Below are 18,449 nucleotides of genomic sequence, written 5' to 3'. Positions count from 1 at the left end.
GTACCGTCTCGTGCGGCGCGCCCACCAGGTGCAGCCGCCGCCGGTGCTGGACGAGAACCAGCGGCGCGTGGTCGAGCACGAGGGCGGGCCCCTGCTGGTGCTCGCCGGTCCCGGGACAGGCAAGACCACCACGATCGTCGAGTCGGTCGTGGACCGCATCGACCACCGGGGCACGGACCCCTCGCGCGTGCTGGTGCTCACCTTCAGCCGCAAGGCCGCCCAGGAGCTGCGCGAGCGCATCACCGCCCGGCTGCGCCGCACCACCCGCGAACCGCTGGCCCTGACCTTCCACAGCTACGCCTACGCCCTGATCCGGCGCGAGTTCCAGCGCATGGGCGACCTGCCGCCGCGCCTGCTCTCGGGACCCGAGCAGCTCATGGAGGTCCGCGAACTCCTGAGGGGCGAGGCCCTGGACGGCGCCGCGGACTGGCCCGAGCGCCTGCGCCCCGCCCTGGAGACCCGCGGGTTCGCCGAGGAGCTGCGCGACTTCCTCATGCGCGCCCAGGAACGCGGCATGGGCCCGGACGAGCTGGCCGCGCTCGGCCGAGAGCGCGACCGCGACGACTGGGTGGCCGCGGCCGGGTTCCTGGACCGCTACACCGGCCGGTTCGACATCGCCCCCGTGCCCACGCTCAACTACGCCGAACTCGTGCGCGTCGCCGCCAACCTGCTCTCCGACCCCGGGGTCCGCGAACGCGAGCGCGCCGCCCACGAGGCGGTGTTCGTCGACGAGTACCAGGACACCGACCCCGCCCAGGAGGAACTCCTGCGCGCCCTGGCCGGGGACGGCCGCGACCTGGTCGCGGTCGGCGACCCCGACCAGTCCATCTACGCCTTCCGCGGGGCCGAGGTGCGGGGCATCCTCGACTTCCCGCGCCGCTTCCCGACCGCGCGGCGCACCGAGGCGCCCGTGGTCGCGCTGCGCACCTGCCGCCGCAGCGGCCGCGCCCTGCTGTCGGCCTCGCGCGGCCTGACCCGGCGCCTGCCCGCGGTCGCCTCCGCCCGCGGCCACGTCAACGAGCACCGCGACCTGACCCCCGCCGAGGGCGTGCCCGACGGCGAGGTCCGCGTGCTGCTGGCCGACAGCGCCGCCCAGGAGGCCGCGGTCATCGCCGACACCCTGCGCCGCGCCCACCTGGTGGACGGCGTCCCGTGGTCGGACATGGCCGTGCTCGTGCGCTCCTCCACCCGCCAGCTGCCGGTGCTGCGCCGCGCCCTGACCGCCGCCTCGGTCCCGGTCGCGGTCGGCGCCGACGACCTGCCCGTGGCCGCCGAGCCCATCGTGCGCCCCATGCTCGCGCTGATCCGCTACGGGCTGGCCCCGGCCGAGCTGGACGAGGACGCCGCGCGCGAACTGCTCACCAGTCCCTTCGGCGAGGCCGACACGGTACGGCTGCGCAGGCTCGTGCGCGCGCTGCGCCGCCTGGACCTGGACCGCGCCCACGACGGCGGCGCCCACGGCGGAACCCCGGAAGGGGACGCCTCGCGGGAAGGCGCCCGGGAGGAGGCGGGCCCGGAGGGGGGCGGCGCCTACCGGCCGTCCTCACAGCTGCTCGTGGACGCCCTGCGGGACCCGGCCGAGCTCACCCTCGTCGACCCCGAGATCGCCGCGCCTGCCACCCGTGTCGCCCAGGCGCTGCGGACCGTCCGCGACCTGAACGCCAGGGGGGCCGACGCCGAACAGCTCCTGTGGGAGCTGTGGCGCGACAGCGGCCTGGCCGACCGCCTGCTGCGCGCCAGCCTGGCCGGGGGCCGCCGGGGCGCCGCAGCCGACCGCGACCTGGACGCCGTGGTCGCCCTGTTCGAGAGCGCCGCCCGCTACTGCGACCGGCTGCCCCCCGGCAGCCCCGCGGGGTTCCTGGAGGACCTCGCCGCCCAGGAGATTCCCGGCGACAGCCTCGCCGAGCGCGCGCCCGAGGGCGAGGCGGTGCGCATCCTCACCGCCCACCGCTCCAAGGGCCTGGAGTGGGGCCTGGTCGTGGTCGCCGGGGCCCAGGAGGGGGACTGGCCCGACCTGCGCCTGCGCGGCTCCCTGCTCGGCGTGGAGGAACTCGTCGACACCGACGTGCACTCCGCCGACTCCTCCGGAGCGGCCCTGGCCTCCAAACTCCTGGACGAGGAGCGCCGCCTGTTCTACGTGGCCCTCACCCGCGCCCGCCGCACCCTGGTGGTGACCGCCGTGGGCGGGGAGGACACCGACGAGCGGCCCTCGCGCTTCCTGGCCGAGATGGGCGCGGGCGAGCCCGAGCCGGTCAGCACCGGCCTGCGCTGGCTGTCCCTGCCCTCGCTCGTCGCCGACCTGCGCTCGGTGGTCACCGACCCCGGCGCTCCCGAACCGCTGCGCGAGGCCGCCGCCACCCACCTGGCCCGCCTGGCCGAGGAGGGCGTGCGCGGCGCCGACCCCGCGGAGTGGTACGCGCTCACCCCCTTCACCGACGACCGGCCCCTGGCCGAGGAGGAGGACACCATCCGCGTCTCGCCCTCCCAGGTGGAGAGCTTCACCAACTGCCAGCTGCGCTGGCTCCTCGAACGCGCCGCCGGGGCCTCCTCAGGCGACTCCGCCTCGGCCCTGGGCACCGTCGTGCACGCGGTCGCCGTCCTGGTCGCCCAGGGCAGCACCCCCGACGAGATCAGCGGGCGCATGGACGAGATCTGGGCCGACCTGGACTTCGGCGGCCCCTGGCAGGCCAGGGCGCAGCGCGACCGCGCCGACACGATGGTCCGCAAGCTCGTGGACTGGGAGGCCGCCAACGACCGCGAACTCGTCGTCACCGAGGAGGGCTTCCGGGTGGACGTGGGCGGCATCGAGATCACCGGCCGCGTGGACCGCCTCGAACGCGACGGCCAGGGCAGGGCCGTGGTCGTGGACATCAAGACCGGGAAGAACAAGGCCGACGACCTGGCCCGCCACCCCCAGCTCGGCGTCTACCAGATGGCCGTGCTCAAGGGCGCCTTCGCCAAGCTCGGCCTCACCGAGCCGGGCGGCGCCGCGCTCGTGCAGGTCGGCGGGGCCGCCTTCAAGCACGAGGCACGCGAGCAACCCCAGGTTCCGCTCGGCGAGGACCCCGACCCCGGATGGGCCGGGACGCTGGTGCGCGAGGTCGCCACCGGCATGGGCGGATCCCGCTTCACCGCCACACGCAACAAGGGCTGTAATGCGTGCGCCGTGCGCGCCTGCTGCCCGGTTCAGGACGAGGGCAGACATGTCTGAAACCCACCCCCACCCCCGCCCCGAACCCCGAACCCCGCCCCTTCCCCGCTTCTCGCCCCCGGAACTCGCCCGCCTCCTCGGCCAGCCCGAGCCCACCGCCGAGCAGTCCGAGGTCATCTGCGCCCCGCTGGAGCCGGGCGTGGTCATCGCGGGCGCCGGGTCCGGCAAGAGCGAGACCATGGCCTCGCGCGTGGTGTGGCTGGTCGCCAACGGCCACGTGCGCCCCGAGCAGATCCTCGGCCTGACCTTCACCCGCAAGGCCACCGCCGAGCTGGCCGAGCGCGTGCGCAAACGCCTGGAGCAGCTGCGCGCCACCGAACAGCTGCCCGAGGAGCTGCTCGACGGCGAGCCCACTGTGTCCACCTACAACGCCTACGCCGGGCGCATCGTCGCCGACCACGCCCTGCGCGAGGCCGTCGAGCCCACCTCCCGGCTGCTCAGCGAGGGGCAGGCCTGGCAGATCGCCGCCCGCGTCGTCGGCGAGTACGACGGCCCCATGGACCTGATCACGGTCGGGGCTGACACCGTCACCCAGCGGGTGCTGCACCTGTCCGGGGAGATCGCCGACCACCTGGCCACCACCGACCAGGTGCGCGGCATCGGTCGGTGGATCCAGGCGGGCCTGGACGTCATGGCCCGTAGGCCCACCGCGCCCACCCGGGACCTGGCCGACACCCAGCGCAGACGCGAGCAGCTCCTGCCGCTCGTGGAGCGTTACAACCACGCCAAGCATGCCCGGGAGGCCATGGACTTCGGCGACCAGATGGCACTGGCCGCCCGTATCGCCGAGCATCACCCCGAGGTCGGGCTCATCGAGCGGGGACGGTTCCGGGTGGTGTTGCTGGACGAGTACCAGGACACCAGCCACGCTCAGCTCGTCCTGCTGCGCTCCCTGTTCGGTGAGGGTCACCCGGTAACGGCCGTCGGTGATCCCTGCCAGTCCATCTACGGTTGGCGTGGTGCGATCGCGGCCAACCTCACACGTTTCCCTACCGACTTCCCAGCGGCCCCCGGCCGCCCGGCTCCCGTGCGCCGTCTGTCCACCAGCTTCCGCAACGGTGAGCGCGTTCTGGGTGTGGCTGAGCGAATCTCCGAGGAACTACGCGCCGAGGCCCGCGACGTCCCCGTCCTGCACCCGGGCCCCGCCCGCCGTGGCCGGGGCGCCGCCATGGCCGCCCTGTTCCGCACCGAGACCGAGGAGGCGGCCTGGATCGCCGACCAGGTGTACCGTCTGGTCCACGCCGAGCCGGACGCTGCGGGCAGCGCCCACGTGGCGCCGGACTTCCTACCTTGGCCCGAGGGCGAGTCCGGCAGTGCTGAGGACGGCGGAACCAGCCCCGGTGACGTCGCAGTACTGTGCCGAAAGCGCTCCCAGTTCCCGCCGCTGCGCGAAGCCCTGGAGGCACGCGGCATTCCCGTGGAGGTGGTCGGCCTAGGCGGGCTCATGATGGTGCCCGAGGTCCGCGACATCATCGCCACCCTGCGCGTGGTCCACGACGCCTCAGCTGGGAACGAGCTCGCCCGTCTCCTCACCGGCCCGCGCTGGCGGCTGGGCCCGCGCGACCTGGCCGCCCTCGGGGCCCGCGCCGCCGAGCTGGCCCGCCAGACCCGGCGCGACCTCACCTCGCCCGGCCCTGATGAGGAACCCGACGACGACATCCTGCGTCGCACGGTCCTGGACCTGACCGCCGAGAGCGGCAGCCTGGTGGACGCCGTGGACGACCCCGGCCCCGCCGAGAACTACTCTGCGGTCGCCTACGAGCGCCTCGGTCGCCTCGCCGAGGAGCTGCGCTCCCTGCGCAAGCTCGTGGGCCAGCCGCTGCCCGATCTGGTCACCGATATTGAGCGGATGCTCGGCCTGGACATCGAGGTGGGCGCTCGCACCGGCCGCGACCCCCTGTCCGCCCGCGCCGACCTGGACGCCTTCATCGACCACGCGGTCCGCTTCGTCGGCAACAGCGAGGACCCCACGCTGGGCAGCTTCCTGAGCTATCTCAACGCCGCCGAGGAGAACGAGAGCGGTCTGGCTCCGGGTGAGCGCGTTGGCGGTTCCGACAGCGTCAAGCTCATGACCATGCACGGCGCCAAGGGTCTGCAGTGGCCGGTCGTAGTCGTGCCTGGTGTGAGCGCAGGGCAGAAGGCTCCGCTGTTCCCGGCCAAGGCCCGCGACTCCCTGGCCTGGGTCAGGGCGGAGCACTTGCTGCCCTACCCGCTGCGTGGCGACCGCGACAGCCTGCCCAGACTCACGGGGGTAGACAAGGACGCCATCGCCGATTTCAAGCAGGCCGAGGCCGACCGCCACCTCATGGAGGAGCGGCGCCTGGCCTACGTCGCCGTCACCCGGGCCTCCTTCGCGCTGGTGTGCACCGGTCACTGGTGGGGCAGGACCGGCAGTTCGCCGCGTGGGCCGTCGGTGTTCCTGGAGGAGGTCCGGGAGGCCTGCGAGCGGGGGGCTGGGAAGGTTGTCCAGTGGGCGCCTCCACCCGAGGACGGCGAGACCAACCCGCACGACGAGGAAGAGGGCTCCGCCGTGTGGCCGCCGTCCGACCGCCTGGAGGAGGGGAAGGACGGGGAGCCTGATCCCGCCGCCCTGCGCCGCGCCCAGATCGCCGAGGGCGCGGCCATGGTCGAGCGCGCCCGCGCCCGCCTGCTCGCGGGGGAGGCCGACCCCGCGGAGGAGGCCGCGCCGCCGCCCGGGCTGCGCCGCCGCATCGGGGGCTGGGAGCGCGACACCGAGCTGCTGCTCGCCCACCGCCGCGCCGAGGGGCCGGGATCCGGGGACGGCACGGTCCAGGTCGAACTGCCCGCGCACCTGTCGGTGTCGTCCATGGTGTGGCTGGCCCGCGACCCCTCCGCCCTGGCCCGGCAGATCCGCAGGCCGCTGCCGCGCCCGCCCGCGCCGCACACGCGCCGGGGCACCGCGTTCCACGCCTGGCTGGAGCAGCGGTTCGGCCAGCGCGCCGCCCTGCTGGACGAGCTGCCCGGCGCCGCCGACGAGACGGCGGGCCGGGACGAGGACCTCGCCGACCTCCAGAGCCGCTTCGAGGAGAGCGAGTGGGGTTCGCGCGTGCCCGTCGAGGTGGAGGTGCCCTTCGAGACGGTCATCGGCGACCGGCTCGTGCGGGGGCGCATGGACGCGGTCTTCCACGACCCCGCCTCCGGCCGCTACGACGTGGTGGACTGGAAGACCGGGAGCCCGCCCGGCAACGGCCCCGAGCGCCGCGCCGTGGGCGTGCAGCTGGCCGCCTACCGGCTGGCCTGGGCCGACCTGGCCGGGGTCGCGCTGGAGGAGGTGAGCGCCGCCTTCCACTACGTGCGGGCCGGGCTGACCGTGCGCCCCGCGGACCTGCTCGACGCCGAGGGACTGGCCGCGCTCATCGACGCCGTACCCGAACCCGGGTGAGAGGTCCGCCACCACCGCGGGTCGCCGTCCGTTCACCGGTGTGGTGGACAATGACCCGCGTGTCGATCCCAGGAATCCCCCAGGACAGCGGCGCCCCCGTGCGCGCGGGCGTCCCCGAGCACGGGCGCGTCCCCAAGTACTACGCGGTCCGGATACAGCTCACCGAGCTGGTGTCCGGGCTGGTGGTGGGCCAGCCGCTGCCCACCGAACGCGAGCTGGCCGAGCGCTTCGGCGCGGCCCGCGAGACGGTCCGCCAGGCGCTGCGCGACCTCCTGCTGGAGGGCAGGCTCAGCCGCCGCGGGCGCGGCACGGTGGTGGCCGGCCCCAAGCTGGAGCAGCCCCTGTCCCTGGCCAGCTACACCGAGGGCGTGCGCCGCCAGGGGCGGCGGCCGGGCCGCTCCCTCATCGACCTGCGCAGCTGGCCGTGCCCGCCCCGGCTGGCCGAGGAGCTGCACCTGAGCCCGGGCGAGCCGGTCTGGCACCTGGAGCGGGTGCTGCTGGCCGACGACGAGCGGGTGGGGCTGGAGTCCACCTACATCGCGGTGGCGCGCGTGCCCCGCCTGGACGTGGACTTCGACCCGGACTCCACCTTCTACGGCTACCTCGCCGACAGGGTCGGCATCACGTTCGGCGACGCCGACGAGCGCCTGGAGACCGTGCTGGCCACCCCGCGCGAGGCCCTGCTCATCGGTACCCCTCCGGCGCTGCCGATGCTGCTCATCCACCGCGTCTCCCGGGACGAGAAGGGCGGCCCCTTCGAACGGGTGCGCTCGCTCTACCGGGGCGACCGGTTCAGCTTCAGCGTCCACCTGGCCGGGGACGGGCGCGAGTAGGGGAGTCCGCCGGCGGGCACCGGACCGCGGCCCGTCCGCCGGGCGCTTTTGTATCGAAAAGATAACGGGTCTGGTCCAAAGTTTGACCCCGGTTCACCGGGACGTCCCCGCCGCGCTCGGTCGTCTCCATCCGCACCGGCGAACCTCGAACCATGCGAGTGATCATCGTCGGTGCCGGAGTCCTCGGCACCATGCACGCCTGGCACGCCGTCTCCCGAGGTCACGAGGTCGTCCACCTCGAACGGGAGGCGGCCGCCCGCGGCGCCTCCGTCCGCAACTTCGGCCTCGTCTGGGTCGGCGGACGCGCCCCGGGCCCCGAGCTGGAGGCCGCCCGCCGGGCCCGCGTCCTGTGGCAGGAGATCGCCGAACGCGTCCCCGCCCTGGGCTTCCGGGCCTCCGGATCCCTCACCGTCGCCACCACCGACCACGAACTGGCCGTGGCCGAGGCGGCGGCCCGGGGCTCCGAAGCCGCCGAGCGCGGCTACGAACTCCTCGACCCCGAGCGGACCCGCGAGGTCAACCCGGCCCTGCGCGGCGACCACCTCGGCGCCCTGTGGTGCCGCAGCGACGCCCAGGTCGAACCCCGCACCGCCCAGGCCGCCCTCCAGGCCGAACTCGGCCGCAGCGGCCGCTACACCCTCCTGACCGGGCGCGAGGTCCGCGACCTGGCCGGACCGGGCGCCGTCCGCGACGACCACGGGCAGGTCCACCGGGGCGACGCCGTCGTCCTGTGCACCGGCGCCTGGCTCGGCGGCCTGGTCCGCGAACTCGTCCCCGACCTGCCCGTGCGCCGCGTCCGCCTCCAGATGGCGCAGACCGAGCCCCTGGGCGAGACCCTCACCACCTCCGTCGCCGACGGCGACAGCTTCCGCTACTACCCCGCCTACCGGGGCCCCGAGCTGGACGCCCTCAACGAGGCCCAGCCCCAACCGCCCACCGCGCGCGACCACCGCATGCAGCTGCTCATGGTCCAGCGCGCCGACGGCTCCCTGACCATCGGCGACACCCACGAGTACGACGCGCCCTTCTCCTTCGACACCGCCGAGGACCCCTACGAGCACCTCGCCGGGGTCGCCAGCCGCCTCCTGGGCCGACCGCTGCCCCCGATCCGCCAGCGCTGGGCGGGCGTCTACGCCCAGTGCGCCGACCCCTCCCGGGTCGTCCACCGCGCCCCCGTGGGCCCCGACGCCTGGCTGGTCACCGGACCGGGCGGGCGGGGGATGACCTGCTCCCCGGCCATCGCCGAGACCACCGCCAACGAACTGGGCTGGTAACCATGCACTCCACCACCGTCCCCGCCCCGCCCGTCGAACTCGTCGTCCTGGACATGGCGGGCACCACCGTCGCCGACGACGGCCTCGTCGAGGCGGCCTTCGAGGCGGCCCTGCCCGACCACACCCCCGAGGCCGCCGCGTACGTGCGCGCCACCATGGGCGAGTCCAAGATCACCGTCTTCCGCCACCTGTGCGGCGACGAGGACCGCGCCCAGGAGGCCAACCGCGCCTTCGAGCGTGCCTACGCCCGCCTGGTGGACGAGGGCCGCTGCGCGCCCCTGCCCGGAGCCGAGGACGCCCTGCGCGAGCTGCGCGCCCAGGGCCGCACGACCGCCCTGACCACAGGCTTCTCCCGCGACACCCAGGAGCGCATCCTGAGCGCCCTGGGCTGGCGGGAGGCCGCCGACCTCGTCCTGTGCCCCGCCGACGCGGGCGGGCGCGGACGCCCCCACCCCGACATGGTGCTCACGGCCGCCCTGCGCGCGCGGGTCTCCTCCGTGGCCGCCGTCGCCGTCGTCGGCGACACCGCCTCCGACATCCGCAGCGGGCTGAGCGCGGGGGCCTCGGTCGCCGCCGGGGTCCGCACCGGCGCCCACGACGACGACGCCCTGCGCGCGGCCGGGGCCACCCACGTCCTGGACGGCGTGGCGGACCTGCCCGGACTGCTCGCGTCGAGGGAGGGCTGAACCCGTGGGCATCCGCTTCGACCGCGTCAGCGTCGCCTACGGGGAGACCGTGGTCCTGGACGACCTCGACCTCACCGTCGAACCCGGCGAGTTCATGGCGCTGCTGGGCCCCTCCGGCTCGGGCAAGACCACCGCGCTGCGCGCCGTCGCCGGGTTCGTCCGCCCCGCCTCCGGGCGCGTCCTGCTCGGCGGGCGAGACGTCACCGGCCTGCCGCCGCACCTGCGGGGCGTGGGCATGGTCGTGCAGAGCTACGCCCTCTTCCCCCACATGCGGGTGGACCAGAACGTCGCCTTCGGGCTGAGGGCGCAGGGCGTGCCCCGCCGCGAGATCGCCGGACGGGTCGCCGAGGTGCTGGCCATGACCGGGATGGGGGACTACGCGCGCCGCCACCCGCGCGAGCTGTCCGGCGGACAGCAGCAGCGAGTGGCCATCGCCCGCGCCCTGGCCATCCGCCCCGGCGTGCTGCTGCTGGACGAGCCGCTGTCCGCGCTCGACGCCCAACTGCGCTCGGACATGCTCGCCGAACTGGCCCGCCTGCACCGCGAACTTCCCGACGTCACGATCCTGTACGTCACCCACGACCAGAACGAGGCGCTCACCCTGGCCGACCGGGTGGCGGTCCTGGACCGGGCCCGGCTGCGCGACTGCGACACGCCCGAGCGCCTCTACCAGCGCCCCCGGACGCCGTTCACCGCCCGCTTCGTCGGCGGCGCCAACCTGCTGCCCGCGAGCCTGGCCGACGGGCGCGTGCACTGCTGCGGCACCGTCCTGGAGGCCGACCCCGGCGACCTGCCGCCCGGCACCGGCGACGGCGACGGGCTGCGCGTGTGCCTGCGCCCGCACCGGCTCACCCTCGGCGGGGGCGAGCACACCCTGGAGGGCCGGGTCACCGACGTCCAGTGGCGCGGCTCCACCCACCGGGTCACCGCCCTGGTCGACGGCGTCCCCGTCACCGCCGAACTCCGGGAGATGCGGACCCCGCCCGAGACCGGTGCGGCGGTCACGCTCGGCTTCGCCCGCCGGGACGCCGTCCTGCTGCCGGAGGAGGAGGCCTCGTGAACGTCCGGACCGCGCCGACCCCGGCGGGCACCGCGTCCGCGCCCTCCGTGGGCGGGGACGCCCCGGCCCGGGCGCCCCGCGCCCTCCCCGTGTGGGTGTGGGCGGTGCCGCCCGTCGTGCTGCTCGCCCTGGTGTTCCTGTACCCGCTCGTCCTCGTCGCCCTGGAGTCGGTCACCGCGCCCGGGGGCGGACTCACCCTCGCCCACCACGCCGACGTCCTGGGCTCGGAGTCCTTCCGGTCCGCGCTGGCCACCACCGTGTTCATCGCGGTCACCGCCACGCTGGGCTGCCTGGTCCTGGGCTTCCTCCTGGCCCTGGTCGTGGCGTTCGTGCCCTTCCCGGGCAGCGGGGCCACCGCCCGGTTCATCGACACCTACCTGTCCTTCCCGTCCTTCCTCATCACCCTCGCGCTGCTGTTCCTCTACGGCACCGTGGGCGTGGCCAACGGCGCGTGGACGGAGGTCACCGGGGCCGAGACCGGGCCGATCAGCTTCCTCGCCACACCCTGGGGCGTGATCCTGGCGGAGATCACCTACTTCACGCCGTTCGTCATGCGGCCGCTGCTCGCCGCGTTCGCCCAGCTCGACACCGCGCAGATCGAGGTCGCCTCCTCCCTGGGGGCCCGCCCCCTCAGGATCGTGCGGGCCGTCATCCTGCCCGAGGCCCTGCCCGCGCTCGCCGCCGGAGGCGCGCTCGTGCTGGTGCTGTGCCTCAACGAGTTCGCGATCGTCCTGTTCACCGGGGCCAAGGACGTGGTGACCCTGCCGATGCTCGTCTACAGCGCGGCGATCCTGGAGGCCGACTACACCACCGCCTGCGTCGTGGCCACGGTCAACGCGGCCCTGTCGGTCTCGCTCTACCTCGTCTACCGCGCGGCCACCGCCCGGCTGCGCGCACCCTCCGGAGGCCGCCGTGCTCGTGCATAGCCGACCCGCCCGCTGGGTCGTGTGGGCGCTGTTCGCCGCGCTCGTCCTGCCGCTGTTCCTGCTCCCGCTCGGCGTCATCGTCACCGCGTCGGTGTCCACCAACTGGAGCGGCGTCCTGCCCTCGGGGCCCACCCTGGACAACTTCGCCGGACTGTCCCGGGGCTCCACCCTGGAGGCGCTGCGCGTCAGCGTGGTCACCGCCGCCACCGCCAGCGTCCTGGCCCTGGTGGCCGGGACCTGGTCCGCGCTGACCGCGCACGCGCTGCGCCGACGCGGCAGGGCCGTCCTGGACGCCCTCTTCATGCTGCCCGTCGCGGTCCCCACGGTGGTCGTCGGCCTGGCCCTGCTGGTGGCCTTCAGTCAACCGCCCGTGCTGCTCAACGGCACCCGGACCATCGTGATCATCGCGCACACCGTGCTGGTGACGGCCTTCGCCCACCAGTCGGTCTCCGCCGCCCTGGACCGGCTCGACCCGGCCTACGCCCAGGTAGCCGCCTCCCTCGGCGCCCGCCCGGCGCGGGTGCTGTTCCAGGTGCGGCTGCCCCTGCTGCTGCCCTCGCTCAGCGCCGCCGCCGGGCTCTGCTTCGCCCTGTCCATGGGCGAGCTGAGCGCCACGATGATGCTCTACCCGCCCAGCTGGATGCCGCTGCCGGTCCAGATCTACGCCGCCACCGACCGGGGCGCCCTCTTCTCCGGGGCGGCCTCCGCCATCGTCCTGATGGCCACCACCCTGGCCGTCCTGCTGCTGCTGTCCCGCGTGCGCACCCGCGCCGTCTACCGCTGACCTCTTCTCCTTCTCCCAGGAAGGCCCGCCATGCCCGCCGTCCGCACGACCGCCGCCCGCGTGTCCGCCGCCACCGCCGCGTTCGCCCTCGCCGGAGCCCTGACCTCCTGCGCCGCCTCCGACCCCGCCGACACCGTCACCGTCTACACCGCCGACGGCCTGCGCAACGAGGAGGGCACCGGCTGGCTCGACCAGGTCTTCGCCGACTTCGAGGCCGAGACCGGCGTCACCGTCCAGTACGTCGAGGGGGGCTCGGGCGAGATCGTCCAGCGCGCCGGGCGCGAGACCGCCAACCCGCAGGCCGACGTCATCATCACCCTGCCGCCCTTCATCCAGCAGGCCGACGGCATGGGCCTGCTCCAGCAGTACGAGCCGCAGGGCGCGGAGCACGTCGAGACCAAGGACCCCGACGGGAGGTGGACCACGATCGTCGACAACTACTTCTGCCTCACCTACAACACCGAGGAGCTGGAGGAGCCGCCCGCCACCTGGGACGACCTGCTCGACCCCCGCTTCGAGGGCCGCCTCCAGTACTCGACGCCGGGCGTGGCGGGCGACGGCACGGCCGTGCTCATCCAGACCATGCAGGACTTCGGCGGACTGGAACCCGCCATGGACTACCTCGGACGGCTCCAGGCCAACAACGTCGGCCCGTCCTCCTCCACCGGCGCGCTGGGCCCCAAGGTGGACAAGGGCGAGCTGCTCGTCGCCAACGGCGACGTCCAGATGAACTTCGCCCAGGCCCGCACCATGCCCAACCTCGGCATCTGGTTCCCCGCGCACGAGGAGGGGGAGCCGACCACCTTCGCCCTGCCCTACACCGCCGGGCTGGTCGAGGGCGCGCCCCAGGCCGGCAACGGCCGCGCCCTCCTGGACTTCCTGCTCTCCGAGGCCGCCCAGGAGCAGGTCGTCCCCGTGGCCGGGGGCTTCCCGGCCCGCACCGACGTCCCGGTGGAGGGCGAGGGCGCCGAGGAGCTGGAGGCGCTCATGGAGGGCGTGGAGGTCTTCGAGCCCGACTGGGACGACATCGACGCCAACCTGCCCGAGTACCTCGACGCCTGGCGCGAGGCCACCGGCAGCTGACCTCGCCCGGTCGCGGCCCCCGGGCGCCCGCCCGGGGGCCTGCCGTGCTTCACGGGAGGCAGATCTCCGGTACTGGTGGCAGCCGCCCACTCGGGTAATGTGGGTAGTACCCACACAGGGCAAGGGGGTTGAACGATGGAACTTGTCAAGACCGGCAGCAGAGGCCGGGTGACACTCGGTGAGAAGGTCGCGACCAGCGAGTACTACGAGGTGGAGAAGGCCGGCAACGGGACTATCACCCTCCACCCCGTGCGGGTCACCCGTGTCGCCGACCCCACTCCGGAGGACATCCGCCGCCGCAGTGACGACGTGGACGCCGGGCGCAACGTCATGAGCGCCAGCCTCGACGACATCGACCGGATGCTGGAGGACGGCGGGTGAGGAAGCTGGCCTTCCACGCCGAAGGCTGGGACGACCTCATGTGGTGGGTGGAGAACGATCGCCGCACGGCGAAGAAGGTCCGCAAACTCATCGAGGAAGCTCTCCGGGACCCCTTCGCGGGGACGGGCAAACCCGAGCCGCTCAAACATCTGGGGCCGAACCGCTGGTCACGCCGCATCACCGGCGAACACCGCCTGGTCTACGTGGTGACGGACGAGGAGATCACGGTGCTGGGCGCCCGGGGCCACTACTGACCCGTGCGCGGCCGCCGGTCCCGCGCGCCGGAGGAACCGCGCGGGACCGGCGGGAGGTCTCAGATCACGCCGAAGACGAACCCGCCCGGGGCGGCGGAGTCCTCGCCGAAGAGGTACTCCCGTGCCGACAGGACGAACTCCGCGCGGCCGATGAACCCGTCGCCGTCGGTGTCCAGGGCCCTGAACCGGTCCAGGGCGTCGGAGGAGGAAGCCCCCAGGACCTCGGCGTACCTGACGTACTCCGCCTCGCTGATCGACCCGCCGTCGTCGGTGTCGAGCAGGTCGAAGACCGCCTCGGCCACGCCCTCGGTCATGTTGAACCGGCTGCGGTCCTCGGAGGCCGCGTGCATCGCCGCGACGAACGCCTCCCGGTCCAGGCGCGCCTGGGCGGGCGAGCCGTGACGCAGAAGCTCCAGCCAGAGCATCTGGTAGGAGGCGTGGACGGCCTGGGCCCGGCGGTCGCTCAGGTCCAGCGCGTACCCCTTCGTGTAGCGGTCGACCAGGCGCTGGTAGTCGTCCCAGGTGATGGCCCCGTCGCGGTCGGTGTCCAGCGTGTCGAAGAGGCGGCCGAACCTCTCGGCGACCGCGGTGGCGGGAACGGTGTCCACGTGCATTCCTCTCGTCGGCGGGCGGGCGCGTCCCGCCCCTGCACCTTCGAGTGTCCCGCGAGCCGAGGAGTTCCCCGACCCCCGCGGCTCCGCCGCCCGGGCGGCCGGGCTCCCGAACCCCCCCGGGCCGGACCGGGACCGGACCGGGGACGGGCGTGCGGGGCTCCCGGCCCGCGTGCCGGGACGGTTCGCGCAGGTCCTAGGCTCGTTCCGACAACGACGTCGAGCAAGGACGGTCCCATGGACGTACGCGCCCACATCGAGGCACACCGGGACGAGTTCGTCTCCTCCCTCAAGGAGTGGCTGGCGATCCCCTCCATCTCCGCCGACCCCGCGCACCACCCCGACGTGGTCCGCTCCGCCCGGTGGCTCGCCGACCACCTCACCGCGACCGGCTTCCCCACCGTCGAGGTGTGGCAGACCCCCGGCCTGCCCGCCGTGTTCGCCGAGTGGCCCGCCGCCGACCCCGACGCCCCCACGGTGCTCGTCTACGGACACCACGACGTCCAGCCCGTCGACCCGGTCCAGGAGTGGGAGACCGACCCGTTCGTGCCCACCGAGCGCGGCACCTCCCTGTTCGCGCGCGGGGCCTCCGACGACAAGGGGCAGGTGCTCTTCCACGCCCTCGGCGTGCGCGCCGCCCTGGCCGCCTCCGGCGCCGACGCCCCGCCCGTCACGGTCAAGCTGCTCGTGGAGGGCGAGGAGGAGTCGGGCTCGGTCCACTTCGCCGACCTGATGCGCGCCAACCGCGACCGCCTGGCCTGCGACGTCGTCGTCATCTCCGACACCACCATGTGGGCGGCCGACACCCCGTCCATGTGCGTGGGCATGCGCGGCGTCACCGACGTGGAGATCAGCCTGTACGGCCCCGAGCGCGACCTGCACAGCGGCTCCTTCGGCGGCGCCGTGCCCAACCCGCTCAAGGCCATGAGCGACCTGCTGTCCGGCCTGCACGACGAGGACGGCCGGGTGGCGGTCCCCGGCTTCTACGACGGGGTGGTCGAGGCCAGCCAGGAGGAGCGCGAACTCATCGCCCGGCTGCCCTTCGACGAGCGCGAGTGGCTGGCCACCGCCGCCTCCACCGCCACCTGGGGAGAGAAGGGCTACAGCACGCTGGAGCGGATCTGGCTGCGCCCGACCGCCGAGATCAACGGCATGTGGGGCGGCCACACCGGCTCGGGCGGCAAGACCATCGTCCCGCGCTCCGCGCACGCCAAGGTCAGCTTCCGCCTGGTGCCCGGCCAGGACCCGCTGCACGTGCAGGACCGCGTCCGCGCCCACGTCGAGGCGGCCGTCCCCGAGGGCCTGCGCGCCGAGACGGAGTTCGGCGGGCCGGGCGTGCGCGCCTGCGCCTCCGACCTGTCCTCCACCGCGCTGAAGGCGGCCCGCTCGGCCATGGAGCGCGCCTTCGGCACCCAGGTCCTGTTCACCCGCGAGGGCGGCAGCGGCCCCGAGGCCGACATCGCCGACATCCTCGGGGCGCCGCTGGTCTTCCTCGCCGTCGGCCTGGACGAGGACCGCATCCACGCCCCCAACGAGAAGGTGGAGATCCCCCTGCTGCTCAAGGGGGCCGAGAGCGCCGCCTACCTGTGGGAGGAGCTCGGCGGCCTCGGCTGAGCCGTGACCGCGCGGCGCCGGGGCCCGCTCCGCACACGGTGCCGGCCCGCCCACGGGGGACCCGCCGCGCACGGGGGCCGCGCCAGGATGCGCGCGGCCCCGACGGGTGTTATGCACGTTGTGGACACGGGCCCCGCCAGGCGGCCCGCCGACCCGGAAGGACCCATGGACGCCGACGCGACTCCCTCCCTCTCCCGCTTCTCCGTCGACCCCGCCGCGCACCGGCGCCTGGACGGGGAGTGGCTGGCCGAGGCGTGGGCGGCCCCCGGCACCCGGGTGCTGGTCCTGGAGGGCGGGGACCCCGTCACCCACGGCTGGCGGGCCGTCATGGCCAAGCAGTCCCGGGCCCTGATCACCACCGGGGACGAACCCCGACTGGTCCTGGTCCCCCCGGACGAGGCGCCCGAGGGCGAGCGCTACCTGCTGGGCACCGACGGACGGGACGCCTACTTCGCGGTCCGCTCCGGCCGGGAGCTCACCGCCACCGAACGGACCGCCCCGGCCTCCCTGCGCGAGATCGGCGCGCTCCTGGGCGACCGCGACACCGGGCTGATGACCCGCGCCGTCGCCCTCGCGAACTGGAACGCCACCCACGGGTTCTGCCCCCGCTGCGGCTCCCGCACCACCCCGGCCGCGGCCGGGCACGTGCGCGTGTGCGATCGGGAGGGCACCGAGCAGTACCCCCGGATGGACCCGGCGGTGATCATGCTGGTGCACCGCGAGCGCGACGGCCGCGAGGAGATGCTGCTCGGCAACAACCCGAACTGGGACGCCCGCCGCTTCTCCGTGCTGGCCGGGTTCGTGGACGCGGGGGAGTCGCTGGAGCAGGCCGTGGTCCGCGAGGTCGCCGAGGAGGCGGGGATCGTGGTCGAGCGCCCGCGCTACCTGTCCTCGCAGCCCTGGCCCTTCCCGCGCAGCCTGATGGTGGGCTACACCGCGCGGGCCGTGGGCGAGACCGAGCGCACCGACAACGAGATCGGCGCCACCCGGTGGTTCACCCGCGCCGAACTGGCCGAGGCCGTGCACGCGGAGGAGATCCTGCTGCCCGGGCGGGTCTCGATCGCCCGCACCCTCATCGAGCACTGGTACGGCGCGGAGCTCCCCGGCGGCTGGTGACCCCGGGCCGACGGCCGCTCCCGGCCCCGCGGCGGCCGGGAGCCGCCGCCCGCGGGGTCGGTTCCGGGGAGCGGGGACGCGCCCGGGGCGGGGCCGGGTTCTTTTCAGGGTTTCGCTCGGGACCCCGCCCGGCCCGTCGCCGCGCTAGCGCGAACCGGGGGAGGCGCCCAGTTCGTCGGGCAGCACGGTGAGGGGGCTCGTGCTGCTCTCCACCACGTCCCGCGCCAGGTCCGCCACCTTGCGCCCGCGCGAGCGCGCCGAGGAGCGCAGCCGCTCGAAGGCCTCGCGGGGCGCCATGGTGTGCCGCTCCGCCAGGACCCCGATCGCCTGCTCCACCACCACGCGCGACTGCAGCGCGTGCTCCAGCTGCGCGATGGTGTGCCGCAGCCGCTCCACCTCCGAAGCGCCCTCCGGCGCACGGCCGGGCGCCTGGGAACGCGGGGTCCGGGTCCCCGACTCGCCGGTCAGCAGGTCCGCCAGGACCATCGCGCTCACCAGGTCGGGTACCTCCTCGCCGTCGCCCACCCGCCACCCGGCCGGGGTGCGGCGGACCACACCGGTGTCCACCGTGTCGGCGACCGCAATGTCATGAGGCCTCATGTCCTCCCCCAACTCCACACTCCCCGTCGTCATCGTCCGAGTCCTCGGTGACCCGAGCGCCGTCGGAGGTGCACCGCCGAAGGCGGGCCCCGCGGTGCGGGCCGCGGGACCCGCCCTGGGGCGTGGTCCCGCGGCCCGCGTACCGTCCTACGACAGCTCGGCCAGTTTCTGCTTCACCTGAGCGAGCGACGGGTTGGTCATCGCCGCACCGTCACTGAAGACCAGCGTCGGAACCGTCTGGTTGCCGTTGTTGGCCTTCATGACCAGTTCCGCGGCCTCCGGGTGCTCCTCGATGTTCACCTCACGACCGGTGATCCCCTCGCGGGCGAGCTGGCTCTTGAGCCGCTTGCAGTACCCGCACCAGGGGGTGGTGTACATCGTGAACTGTTCGGTCGCCGCGCTCGTCATGTCGCTCACGTCCTTCTTTCGTCTACGGTCGATGGGTCGGTCCGGTCATCTCAACACCGAGGGGTCCGGACCGCTTCCCGGGACCGCGTGACACAAGGTGGGACGCCTCACAGGACCAACTGGTTCTGGAATGTCTGATGTGCCTCCCGCGGCCCCGGCGGCGGGCACGGGGTCCGATCCGCTCCCCGTCACGGCCGATACTTGA

At 74.3% G+C, this 18,449-nt stretch carries 16 protein-coding genes; 13 read left to right on the top strand and 3 right to left on the bottom strand.

Features of this window, described 5'->3' with window-relative positions:
- Nucleotides 1–10: 10 nt before the first annotated feature.
- The 11 genes from G011_RS0108915 to G011_RS0108865 all read left to right on the top strand — a co-directional run bounded on the left by G011_RS0108915 (nucleotide 11) and on the right by G011_RS0108865 (nucleotide 13,895).
- Nucleotides 11–3,211 (top strand): UvrD-helicase domain-containing protein, encoded by a 3,201-nt coding sequence (locus G011_RS0108915; RefSeq protein ID WP_019608163.1) that lies wholly within the window; start codon nucleotides 11–13, stop codon nucleotides 3,209–3,211.
- Complete coding sequence (locus G011_RS0108910) at nucleotides 3,204–6,614, top strand: ATP-dependent helicase (RefSeq protein WP_019608162.1); 3,411 nt, start codon at nucleotides 3,204–3,206, stop codon at nucleotides 6,612–6,614. The genes G011_RS0108915 and G011_RS0108910 overlap by 8 nt, the downstream gene beginning before the upstream one ends.
- Nucleotides 6,615–6,664: 50 nt before the next feature.
- Nucleotides 6,665–7,447: a GntR family transcriptional regulator gene (locus G011_RS0108905; RefSeq protein ID WP_013154824.1), complete on the top strand. Its 783-nt coding sequence runs from the start codon at nucleotides 6,665–6,667 to the stop codon at nucleotides 7,445–7,447.
- Between the two features lie 158 nt (nucleotides 7,448–7,605).
- On the top strand, nucleotides 7,606–8,721 hold the full coding sequence (locus G011_RS0108900; protein WP_019608160.1) for a TIGR03364 family FAD-dependent oxidoreductase: 1,116 nt from the start codon (nucleotides 7,606–7,608) through the stop codon (nucleotides 8,719–8,721).
- Between the two features lie 2 nt (nucleotides 8,722–8,723).
- The gene (locus G011_RS0108895) at nucleotides 8,724–9,407 is read left to right on the top strand and encodes a phosphonatase-like hydrolase (RefSeq protein ID WP_013154821.1); all 684 of its coding nucleotides are present in this window, start codon (nucleotides 8,724–8,726) and stop codon (nucleotides 9,405–9,407) included.
- Nucleotides 9,408–9,411: 4 nt separating this feature from the next.
- Nucleotides 9,412–10,467 (top strand): ABC transporter ATP-binding protein, encoded by a 1,056-nt coding sequence (locus G011_RS0108890; RefSeq protein ID WP_019608159.1) that lies wholly within the window; start codon nucleotides 9,412–9,414, stop codon nucleotides 10,465–10,467.
- Nucleotides 10,464–11,393 carry a 2-aminoethylphosphonate ABC transporter permease subunit gene (locus tag G011_RS0108885; RefSeq protein WP_019608158.1) on the top strand — a complete coding sequence of 310 codons (930 nt, stop codon included), beginning with the start codon at nucleotides 10,464–10,466 and terminating at the stop codon, nucleotides 11,391–11,393. Before G011_RS0108890 ends, G011_RS0108885 begins: the two co-directional genes overlap by 4 nt.
- The gene (locus G011_RS0108880; protein ID WP_026338151.1) at nucleotides 11,380–12,177 is read left to right on the top strand and encodes an ABC transporter permease; all 798 of its coding nucleotides are present in this window, start codon (nucleotides 11,380–11,382) and stop codon (nucleotides 12,175–12,177) included. The genes G011_RS0108885 and G011_RS0108880 overlap by 14 nt, the downstream gene beginning before the upstream one ends.
- 30 nt (nucleotides 12,178–12,207) lie before the next feature.
- Nucleotides 12,208–13,260, top strand: a complete 1,053-nt coding sequence (locus tag G011_RS0108875) for a 2-aminoethylphosphonate ABC transporter substrate-binding protein (RefSeq protein WP_019608156.1) — start codon at nucleotides 12,208–12,210, stop codon at nucleotides 13,258–13,260.
- A 135-nt stretch (nucleotides 13,261–13,395) separates the two neighbouring features.
- The gene (locus G011_RS29635; RefSeq protein ID WP_036552396.1) at nucleotides 13,396–13,641 is read left to right on the top strand and encodes a hypothetical protein; all 246 of its coding nucleotides are present in this window, start codon (nucleotides 13,396–13,398) and stop codon (nucleotides 13,639–13,641) included.
- A complete protein-coding gene (locus G011_RS0108865) occupies nucleotides 13,638–13,895 on the top strand; it encodes a Txe/YoeB family addiction module toxin (RefSeq protein ID WP_019608154.1) in 258 nt (85 codons plus the stop codon). The genes G011_RS29635 and G011_RS0108865 overlap by 4 nt, the downstream gene beginning before the upstream one ends.
- Nucleotides 13,896–13,954: 59 nt before the next feature.
- Here the strand turns inward: G011_RS0108865 and G011_RS0108860 are convergent, their stop codons facing one another.
- Nucleotides 13,955–14,509, bottom strand: coding sequence for an EF-hand domain-containing protein (locus tag G011_RS0108860; protein ID WP_019608153.1), 555 nt, complete (start codon nucleotides 14,507–14,509; stop codon nucleotides 13,955–13,957).
- Nucleotides 14,510–14,743: 234 nt separating this feature from the next.
- Here G011_RS0108860 and G011_RS0108855 point away from each other — a divergent pair, with 234 nt between their 5' ends.
- Both G011_RS0108855 and nudC read left to right on the top strand, forming a co-directional pair.
- On the top strand, nucleotides 14,744–16,120 hold the full coding sequence (locus tag G011_RS0108855; RefSeq protein WP_019608152.1) for a dipeptidase: 1,377 nt from the start codon (nucleotides 14,744–14,746) through the stop codon (nucleotides 16,118–16,120).
- A gap of 165 nt (nucleotides 16,121–16,285) precedes the next feature.
- Complete coding sequence (nudC, locus tag G011_RS0108850) at nucleotides 16,286–17,236, top strand: NAD(+) diphosphatase (RefSeq protein ID WP_019608151.1); 951 nt, start codon at nucleotides 16,286–16,288, stop codon at nucleotides 17,234–17,236.
- Between the two features lie 144 nt (nucleotides 17,237–17,380).
- Here nudC and G011_RS0108845 read toward each other — a convergent pair whose 3' ends face one another.
- Together G011_RS0108845 and G011_RS0108840 are read right to left on the bottom strand one after the other, a co-directional pair.
- The gene (locus tag G011_RS0108845) at nucleotides 17,381–17,836 is read right to left on the bottom strand and encodes an ANTAR domain-containing protein (protein ID WP_174546883.1); all 456 of its coding nucleotides are present in this window, start codon (nucleotides 17,834–17,836) and stop codon (nucleotides 17,381–17,383) included.
- Between the two features lie 147 nt (nucleotides 17,837–17,983).
- Complete coding sequence (locus G011_RS0108840; protein WP_019608149.1) at nucleotides 17,984–18,244, bottom strand: mycoredoxin; 261 nt, start codon at nucleotides 18,242–18,244, stop codon at nucleotides 17,984–17,986.
- Nucleotides 18,245–18,449 lie beyond the last annotated feature (205 nt).

Origin of the sequence: Nocardiopsis sp. CNS-639 (assembly GCF_000381685.1) — a bacterium.
Classification (GTDB): Bacteria; Actinomycetota; Actinomycetes; order Streptosporangiales; family Streptosporangiaceae; genus Nocardiopsis; species Nocardiopsis dassonvillei.
This window is presented reverse-complemented; position numbering and strand designations above follow the sequence as displayed.

Bases quoted from the DNA above. Each gene is read 5' to 3' on its own strand.
- G011_RS0108910 (WP_019608162.1), top strand. From the start codon at position 3,204: ATGTCTGAAACCCACCCCCACCCCCGCCCCGAACCCCGAACCCCGCCC.
- G011_RS0108905 (WP_013154824.1), top strand. From the start codon at position 6,665: ATGACCCGCGTGTCGATCCCAGGAATCCCCCAGGACAGCGGCGCCCCC.
- G011_RS0108895 (WP_013154821.1), top strand. From the start codon at position 8,724: ATGCACTCCACCACCGTCCCCGCCCCGCCCGTCGAACTCGTCGTCCTG.
- G011_RS0108875 (WP_019608156.1), top strand. From the start codon at position 12,208: ATGCCCGCCGTCCGCACGACCGCCGCCCGCGTGTCCGCCGCCACCGCC.
- G011_RS29635 (WP_036552396.1), top strand. From the start codon at position 13,396: ATGGAACTTGTCAAGACCGGCAGCAGAGGCCGGGTGACACTCGGTGAG.
- G011_RS0108860 (WP_019608153.1), bottom strand. From the start codon at position 14,509: ATGCACGTGGACACCGTTCCCGCCACCGCGGTCGCCGAGAGGTTCGGC.
- G011_RS0108855 (WP_019608152.1), top strand. From the start codon at position 14,744: ATGGACGTACGCGCCCACATCGAGGCACACCGGGACGAGTTCGTCTCC.
- nudC (WP_019608151.1), top strand. From the start codon at position 16,286: ATGGACGCCGACGCGACTCCCTCCCTCTCCCGCTTCTCCGTCGACCCC.
- G011_RS0108845 (WP_174546883.1), bottom strand. From the start codon at position 17,836: ATGAGGCCTCATGACATTGCGGTCGCCGACACGGTGGACACCGGTGTG.
- G011_RS0108840 (WP_019608149.1), bottom strand. From the start codon at position 18,244: ATGACGAGCGCGGCGACCGAACAGTTCACGATGTACACCACCCCCTGG.